At 58.5% G+C, this 7,797-nt stretch carries 7 protein-coding genes; 1 reads left to right on the top strand and 6 read right to left on the bottom strand.

Annotated features, from left to right (window positions below; translation table 11 throughout):
* Positions 1-154: 154 nt before the first annotated feature.
* The 6 genes from HYQ67_RS21415 to mntR form a co-directional block, all read right to left on the bottom strand.
* Positions 155-1,192, bottom strand: coding sequence for an aldo/keto reductase (locus tag HYQ67_RS21415; RefSeq protein WP_202307545.1), 1,038 nt, complete (start codon positions 1,190-1,192; stop codon positions 155-157).
* Positions 1,193-1,314: 122 nt separating this feature from the next.
* On the bottom strand, positions 1,315-2,844 hold the full coding sequence (locus tag HYQ67_RS21410; protein WP_202307543.1) for an efflux transporter outer membrane subunit: 1,530 nt from the start codon (positions 2,842-2,844) through the stop codon (positions 1,315-1,317).
* A gap of 1 nt (position 2,845) precedes the next feature.
* The gene (locus tag HYQ67_RS21405; RefSeq protein ID WP_202307541.1) at positions 2,846-4,426 is read right to left on the bottom strand and encodes a DHA2 family efflux MFS transporter permease subunit; all 1,581 of its coding nucleotides are present in this window, start codon (positions 4,424-4,426) and stop codon (positions 2,846-2,848) included.
* Positions 4,423-5,532 (bottom strand): HlyD family secretion protein, encoded by a 1,110-nt coding sequence (locus HYQ67_RS21400; protein WP_202307529.1) that lies wholly within the window; start codon positions 5,530-5,532, stop codon positions 4,423-4,425. The genes HYQ67_RS21405 and HYQ67_RS21400 overlap by 4 nt, the downstream gene beginning before the upstream one ends.
* 101 nt (positions 5,533-5,633) lie before the next feature.
* Complete coding sequence (locus HYQ67_RS21395; RefSeq protein WP_202307527.1) at positions 5,634-6,746, bottom strand: SLC13 family permease; 1,113 nt, start codon at positions 6,744-6,746, stop codon at positions 5,634-5,636.
* On the bottom strand, positions 6,747-7,217 hold the full coding sequence (mntR, locus tag HYQ67_RS21390) for a manganese-binding transcriptional regulator MntR (protein ID WP_202307525.1): 471 nt from the start codon (positions 7,215-7,217) through the stop codon (positions 6,747-6,749).
* A gap of 191 nt (positions 7,218-7,408) precedes the next feature.
* Here mntR and mntS point away from each other — a divergent pair, with 191 nt between their 5' ends.
* Complete coding sequence (gene mntS, locus HYQ67_RS21385; RefSeq protein WP_202307523.1) at positions 7,409-7,537, top strand: manganase accumulation protein MntS; 129 nt, start codon at positions 7,409-7,411, stop codon at positions 7,535-7,537.
* The last annotated feature ends 260 nt before the right edge of the window (positions 7,538-7,797 follow it).

Here is a 7,797-nt window from a genome sequence, read left to right as displayed (position 1 = left end):
GGCGGCGCTGGGTGCAGTAATGCGCAAGCTGGTGCACATGTGCTTCGGGGTGCTTAAAACACGCCTGCCATGGGATGAAAATTATGCAGCTACCGCTTGACGTTCAAGACGGTAGCTACAACGGCATACACCAGCGTCACTCGCCGTAGTAAAACTACCCTTTCAGCTGGTTACGACGATATTCCCCCTGCCGCTCCAGCATCCAGCCCGGATACTCGCGCGGCAGCTCGCTCACCGCATCCAGCCGCTTCAGCTCTTCTTCCGTGAAACGAATGTCGGTCGCGGCAATATTGTCGTTAAGCTGATCCACCCGCTTCGCGCCGATAATCACGCTGCTGACCACTTGCTGGTGCAGCAGCCAGGCCAGCGCTACCTGCGCCACGGAAACGCCCTTGCCTTCGGCAATTTCGCGCATTACGTCCACGCAGTCGAAAGCGCGATCTTTATTGACCGGCGGGAAATCGAACTCGATGCGGCGGCTGCCCTCTTCCGCTTTGCCGTCACGGTCGTATTTACCGCTCAGCAGGCCGCCCGCCAGCGGGCTCCAGACCATCAGACCCACGCCTTCGCTTTGCAGCATCGGCACCAGCTCGCGTTCAAGATCGCGCCCGGCAATGGTGTAGTAAGCCTGCAGGGAAGCGAAGCGCGCCAGCCCCAGACGCTCTGAAATGCCCAGCGCCTTCATGATTTGCCACGCCGCCCAGTTAGAAACGCCGATGTAGCGCACGTGCCCGTGCTGCACCAGGGTATCGAGCGCGCGCAGAGTCTCTTCAATCGGGGTTGCCGGATCGAAGCCGTGCAGCTGATAAAGGTCGATGTGATCAAGCTGCATGCGCTGCAGGCTGTCTTTTACGCTGTTGATAATGTGATAGCGCGACGAGCCGCGGGAGTTGGCCCCGGCGGTGCCCGTTTCGCCAAACACCTTTGTTGCCACCACCACGTTCTCACGCGGGATTTTAAGATTTTTGAGCGCCTGGCCGGTGATGATTTCCGAGCGCCCTTCCGAATAGACGTTGGCGGTATCGATAAAGTTTATCCCGGCGTCCAGCGCGCCGCCGACCAGCTTTTCCGCCTCATTCTGGGCAAGATTGCCGATTTTTCCCCACATGCCGCCCTCGCCGCCGAACGTCATGGTGCCAAGGCAGAGTTCTGAGACAAACAGGCCGGTGTTACCTAGTTTTTTATAACGCATCGTGATGACCTCATATTCAGGGTTTCAGAAGGTTTTTCTTAAACGGCCTGTCAGTTATACGCGCAGTTATCAGGCAATTAATGGGGGATTTCTACCCATTTCTTGCCTGATTCTGCAAACCGTTAACCGCGCGGTGCATCGCCAAAAACGTCGTAGTCCGGCAGGTTAACCTGTTGATACGGCTCCCAGCCGCCGCCGAGCGCCTTATACAGCGCGACCAAATCAATGCTGCTCTGAACCCTGGCCTGCGCCCGCTGCTGTTCGGCCTGGGCAAGCTGCCGCTGGGCATCCAGTACGTCGATAAAGGTCGCAATACCCTGGCGGTAGCTGTCGGTGGCCAGGTTGAATGCGGTTTGTAATGACTCCGTCGTCTGCGCAAGCCCGGCTTCACGCTGCTGGTCCGTGCGGTAGCTCACCAGCGCGTTTTCCACGTCCTGCAATGCGGTAAGCACGGTCTGGCGATACTGCAATACCGAAGCCCCCTGCTGCGCCCGGGCGACTTTTACGCTCGACACCAGCCTGCCACCCTGGAAGATGGGGATCGAAACCTGCGGGCCGATGCTGTAAAAGTGGCTCGCCCAGTCGAGAAGATACCCCGACTCATCGTTACGCAGGCCGAGCTGGCCGGTCAGCGAAAGGCTTGGGAACAGCTGCGCGACGGACACGCCAATCTGCGCCGTGGCGGCATGAAGATTAGCTTCGGCTTCGCGCACGTCCGGGCGGCGGCGTGCAAGGTTCGACGGAATGCCTACGGAGACAATATCCGGCAGCTTCGGCAGTTCTTGTTTGCTCGCCAGCTCGCCGTCCAGCGCGCCCGGTGGTTTACCCAGCAGCACGGCCAGGCCGTTCATTGCCTGGCGCTCCTGCGCCATATACTGCGGCAGCTGGGCCTGGAGGCTGCCGAGCTGGGCGCGGGCATTCTCTACGTCCATCTGCGGTGCCAGCCCGCTTTTCTGGCGGCTCTCCGTCAGCTCCAGCGTTTGCTGAGCGGTGTCAATTTGCGTTTGCAGGGTTTGCATCACGCTCTGCGCCCCGCGCAGCTGCAGCCACGCGCGGGCCACCTCTGCCTCCAGGGAAACCAGCGCGTCGTTACGCTGTTCAATGGCCGCATCCTGCTGCGCCTTCGCCGCCTCAACCTGACGGCGCACCTTGCCCCACAGATCCAGCTCCCAGCTCGCGTCGAAGCTGCCCTGATAAAGCGTGATCGGCTTGGTCAGCGGGTCGAGCGCGCCGCCGAGCGACGGGTCAACTTCGTTTAGCTGGTCATATACGCCGTGGGATTTCAGCTCGCCATCCAGCCCAAGCTGCTGGCGCGTCGCGCTGGCGCTGCCGTTGACGCTCGGGTAGAACGCCCCGCCCGCCTGGGTTATCTGCTCGCGTGCCCCGGCGATGCGCAGCACGGTCTGCTGCAGCGTCAGGTTTCCGGCGATCGCCCGCTCAATAAGGCTGTCTAGCTGCGGCGAGTTAAAGCTCCGCCACCAGCGCGGATCCGTTGCCGTGGTTTGTGCTCGCGAAATGACGCCCGGCTGATTCTGGTTTGCCGTATCGTTGAAGCTTGCCGGCGTCTGGGGTTTTGCCGGCTGATAATCTGGCCCAACGGCGCAGCCCGCCACCAGCAGCGCAAGCGATGACAACCACATTCTCCCGTTCATTTTAGTGTGCTCCTGCAGCGCCTTCGCTCTTCACCGGCGAAAGCAATAAACAAAATGGAATCAGAACCAGGGCGAGGACGCTCAGCATCGTAAAGACGTCGATATAGGCCAGGAAACGGGACTGTTCGATCATCGTTTTATACATGTTGCCCGTGGCGATGCTCAGCGGATCGCCAACCTGCGTCGTAAAGTTGCGGATGGCTTCGGCGCCGCTGCGAATCGCCTGCTGGAACTGTTCGTCAAACTGGTTCATATGCGTGCTGAGATGGGCGCTGTGCGCCTGGGATCGCTCGGTTATCGCCGCCGTTGACAGCGAAATCCCAATCGAGCCCGCCACGTTGCGGAACATGGTAAACAGCGCCGCCGAATCGGCGTTGAGCCTTCGCGGAATGGTAATAAACGCAATGGTGGTAAGCGGCACAAACAGGAAGCCCAGCCCGAACGACTGCGCGCTGCGGAACAGCACCAGCGTTTCAAAATCGATATTCGGCGTGAGATTCCTCGTCCAGAAGAACGAAGCCGCAAGGCAGGTGAAGCCAAAGGCGATAATCCACCTCGTCTGCACCAGCGGCATGAGTTTTATCACCAGCGGGATGGTCAGCACGATCAGTATGGCGCCGGGGGAGAGCACCAGCCCGGACCAGGTGGCGGTGTAGCCCAGGTCCTGCTGGGCGAGCTGTGGGATCACCACCGAGCTGCCGTAAAGAATCAGCGCCATTCCGGCCATCAGCAGGCTGGACACGGCGAAGTTTTTATCCTTCATGCAGCGCAGATCCACCACCGGCTTTTTGGCGTACAGCAGCCAGAAAATCGCCCCGATGATGCCGATGAGGGTTAGCACCGCAAAGGTACGAATAAAGTTGGAGTAGAACCAGTCGTCGTCCTCACCCCGGTCAAGCATGACCTGAAGGCAGCCGAGGCCAAGGGCGATAAGGCCGATGCCCGTCCAGTCCACGGAAAGCTTTTCTTCTGACTTGCGCTCCCACGGCGGATCTTCCAGCAGCTGATAAATCGCCAGCACGGTGACAATCCCCACCGGAATATTGATAAAGAACACCCAGCGCCAGGAGTAGTTATCGGTGATCCAACCGCCCAGCGTCGGGCCGAGCACGGGCGCGACGATGATCGCAATCGACGACAGGCCGAACGCCTTGCCGCGATCTTCCGGCTTAAAGTAGTCCAGCAGCACCGACTGCTGCGTGGGCTGCAGCCCGCCGCCGAAAAAGCCCTGCATGATGCGGAACAGAATAATCTCCCACAGCTCGGTGGCGATGCCGCACAGGAACGAGCAGATGGTGAACATCACGATGCAGATTAGGAAGAACTGCTTGCGTCCGAACAGGCGGCTCAGGAACGCCGAGATGGGCAGAACGATACCGTTGGCAACCAGATAGGAAGTGAGCACCCACGTCGACTCGTCGTAGCTAGCGGAGAGCGAACCGGCCACGTGCGGCAGCGCTACGTTGACAATGGTTGTGTCGAGGATCTCCATAAACACCGCGAGCGTGACGACAATCGCCACGGCCCACGGGTTGCTGGCGGGCTTCCAGTTCTCGTGATGTTCAGCGGCCTGGTCGCTCATTCTACCGTCACCTTAGGCTCAACGGAGAGGCCCAGCGGCAGCGGGTGGTTCGCATCAAGCCCTTTATCAATCACGATCTTAACCGGCACGCGCTGGACGATTTTCACGAAGTTGCCGGTGGCGTTTTCTGCCGGGAAGGCAGAGAAGCGCGAGCCGCTGCCCTGCTGGATGCTGTCGATATGCCCTTCCAGCTCCATATCCGGGTAAGCGTCCACGCTGAGCGTGACTTTGTTGCCGGGGCGCATGCGTTCGAGCTGCGATTCTTTAAAGTTGGCGGTCACCCAGATGTCCGGGGAAACAACGGAGAAAAGCGCCGTTCCCGCCTGCACCAGCGTGCCGAGCTGCACGTTACGCAAGGTGACAAAACCATCAAACGGCGCACGCACTTCGGTGTAAGAGAGGTTCAGCTCCGCCGTCTCGAGCTGGGCTTTGGCCTGATCGACCTGGCGGGCGCGGGCCTCCACGTTTGTCTCCTGCTGGCGAATCTGGAGCCTGACCTGATTTGCCACTTCCAGCTGCGCGCGGGCGTTGGCAGCCCCGGCTTCGGCTGAGCGTAACTGAGAGTTGGCGGTATCAATGTTTTGCTGCGAGGTGGCTCGCGGATCGACGCCGCGCTGACGTTTATAGTCCGCACGAGCGTTGGCTAAGTCCGCTTCGGCTTTGGCAACCTGGGCCAGCGCCTGGTCACGCTGGGCGGGATACTGCACTTTCGCCAGATCAAGCTGCGCCTGCGCCTGATGCAGCTGGGAAACGGCAAGGCCAACCTGGGCCAGAGCCCGATCGCGCTGCGCCTTTGCATCGCGCGGGTCGATAACCACCAGCAGATCGCCTTTATGCACGCGCTGGTTATCGCTGATATGCAGTTCCGTCACGTAGCCCGCCACCTTTGGCGCGATGGTGACGGCGTTGCCCTCGGTAAAGGCGTCGTCGGTGGTTTCTTCATTGCGGGTCATGAACCACCACACGGCGGCAACAATCACCATAACTACCACGACAATCCCCAGGATGATCAGCGGCTTCTTGCCGGGCTTCTTGCGCTCCTGATTCTGCTCTTTATCGCCCTGCCGCTCTTCGCCGCTCTCCGGCTTGTTGTTTTGCTCTGTCATAAGTCCTGTTTCGCGCTGTGCGTCACAAAAAAATTTACCGTTTAGTAAACTTAGGACCTTGCTATACATTTGCCAGGAAAAACTGACAATTGATACTTTTCTTAACGGAGCAGCAGCGCCAGGGCGTAGCCGACAAGCGCCGCCCAGAGCAGCATGGGCAGAGAATAGTAGTGGAAACGAACCCAGATGCGGCGGTCGTTCGCCATGCGCAGGGCGATAAGATTAGCGAGCGATCCGGGCAGCAGCCCAAAGCCGCCAATATTCACCGCAAACGCCAGCAGCAGAGAAGCGGGTACATAGTTGAGCAGCAGGATAGTAGAAGGAACGTTGCTGATGACCTGCGAAAGGCCAACGCCCAGCGCGAACAATCCGCCCTCGGAGAGCTGGCTCACGCCGTGTAGCGCATGTTCCAGCACCGGCAGCCGGGTTATCAGATGCACGTCTATGAACATCACCACGAACACCAGCAGCAGGCTCCAGTCGATGCTTAGCAAAATTCGCCGCGCAACAACCACAAAGCCCAGCGCCACCAGCCCCAGCCCCCACAGCTCCTGCTTTAGCTCAAGAGAGAGAATAAAAACCAGATAGAGCGCCACGCTCGCCCACACCAGCCGCGGCTGCCAGTCATGAATTTTATCGTGACCGTGGTAGCGCAGCGCTTTTTTCGGGAAGCAGAACCAGCACAGCACCAGCAGGCTTGCCAGCATGGCTAACGCCAGCGGCGCCATTTGCCAGGTGAAGGCCGCAAAGGAGAGCCCCGAGCGGCCCCACAGCAGGATATTTTGCGGATTGCCAATCGGCGTCAGTAGCGATCCGGCGTTCACCGCCAGCGCCTCAAAGATAATGAGCCGCGTCACCGGTATCGAACAGAGTTTTTTCAGCGTGATGGTCAGCGGAACGATAATAAACAGCGCGACGTCGTTGGTGAGAAAGGTCGACAGCAGCGCCGCCGCTGCCACCATAAACATCGCCAGCTGGCGTTCGCATGCAAAGCGTTTAACCATCCGGCGGCCCAGCACGTCGAAATAGCCGCTCAGCTCCACGCCTTTGGTCAGCATCATTAATCCGGCAAGCGTAATAATGGTGTGCCAGTCTATGGCGCCAGGCCACTCACGCGGCCGAAAAGGAACCGCCAGACAAAACGCCGCCCCGACTATCAGAAGCAGATGCAGAAAGCGATCGCGTAGAAAGGGGCGGAGCAGCGCTGTGAACATTTATGACTGTATCCCGCGCTGTTCGCTGAACAAACGGAACGCTTCCAGCGTCTCTTCGCTGACGTGGTGCTCTACTCCTTCTGCATCAATACGTGCCGTTTCCGGACTGATGCCTAAGGCGAGGAAGAAGTTCTCCACAATTTGATGGCGTTCACGGCTGAACTGCGCCAGCTTCTCGCCTTCCGGCGTCAGAAACACGCCCCGCCACGGGATCTGTTCTATTAGCCCTAGCGTTGCCAGCCGCTTGAGCATTTTGGCTACGGTTGGCTGCGACACGCCCAGCCGTGCGGCCATATCCACCTGACGCACTTCACCCACTTCACGAATCAAATCGGAGATAAGCTCTATATAGTCATCAATCAACTCACGACGATGCGCTTCCCGCACCTGACGAAAACCTTCAACATGCTCTTCAACGTTAAGTAATTGCGTCACTTTTTCGCTGTTTTTTTTATCGGCCTGGCGGCTCATGGAGCTTCCTCATAACAGTGGCGCTTTGCCGTTTCGCAACGGCCAGAGCGCCTATTGTAAACCACCCGTACGCATCCACAAAAAATTAACGAAATAGCAATGGCTATACAATATAGCCTGTGCTATATCTGGTTGTAATGCAGTCAGCTCTGAAGGGATCCGGAGCCGCAGGATCAACGAGGAGGGCCGCTATGAACGAATTTAAGAGGTGCATGACCGTGTTTACACATTCCCCATTCCAGGTACGCCTGATGCTGTTAAATATGTTATGTGATTGGGTCAACGGTAAACCCCAGCAGGGCGAAAATCCGAAGCCATAGGCAGCCGCCCTGCCTTCACCCAGCCAGACATTTTCAGATGCCTGCGCCCTCTTTTTGTAACAAATTCTTTCGATAATATCGGTCAGTTTATTTCCGTCCCGTGGTATACCCACACAATCTGTCAGAATTGCCGACCGTCTCGCAAAACAGAGCTTTCTTATCTGTTGATCTTCGATCCGTTGCGCTCTATCTTCTTGCAGCCCTGCACAGGAAGCGGCTCGCCAGTGGGCTCCAGCCCCCTTCACTTCAGTCTGTCAGGC

Origin of the sequence: Dryocola clanedunensis subsp. sulfonylureivorans (genome assembly GCF_016756775.1) — a bacterium.
Lineage (GTDB): Bacteria > Pseudomonadota > Gammaproteobacteria > Enterobacterales > Enterobacteriaceae > Dryocola > Dryocola clanedunensis.
The sequence above is the reverse complement of the archived record's forward strand: the minus strand, read 5'-3'. Positions and strand labels throughout refer to the sequence as shown.

Excerpts from the sequence above, each read along its gene's own strand:
- HYQ67_RS21415 (WP_202307545.1), bottom strand. The coding sequence starts at position 1,192 with ATGCGTTATAAAAAACTAGGTAACACCGGCCTGTTTGTCTCAGAACTC.
- HYQ67_RS21410 (WP_202307543.1), bottom strand. The coding sequence starts at position 2,844 with ATGAACGGGAGAATGTGGTTGTCATCGCTTGCGCTGCTGGTGGCGGGC.
- HYQ67_RS21405 (WP_202307541.1), bottom strand. The coding sequence starts at position 4,426 with ATGAGCGACCAGGCCGCTGAACATCACGAGAACTGGAAGCCCGCCAGC.
- HYQ67_RS21400 (WP_202307529.1), bottom strand. The coding sequence starts at position 5,532 with ATGACAGAGCAAAACAACAAGCCGGAGAGCGGCGAAGAGCGGCAGGGC.
- HYQ67_RS21395 (WP_202307527.1), bottom strand. The coding sequence starts at position 6,746 with ATGTTCACAGCGCTGCTCCGCCCCTTTCTACGCGATCGCTTTCTGCAT.
- mntR (WP_202307525.1), bottom strand. The coding sequence starts at position 7,217 with ATGAGCCGCCAGGCCGATAAAAAAAACAGCGAAAAAGTGACGCAATTA.
- mntS (WP_202307523.1), top strand. The coding sequence starts at position 7,409 with ATGAACGAATTTAAGAGGTGCATGACCGTGTTTACACATTCCCCATTC.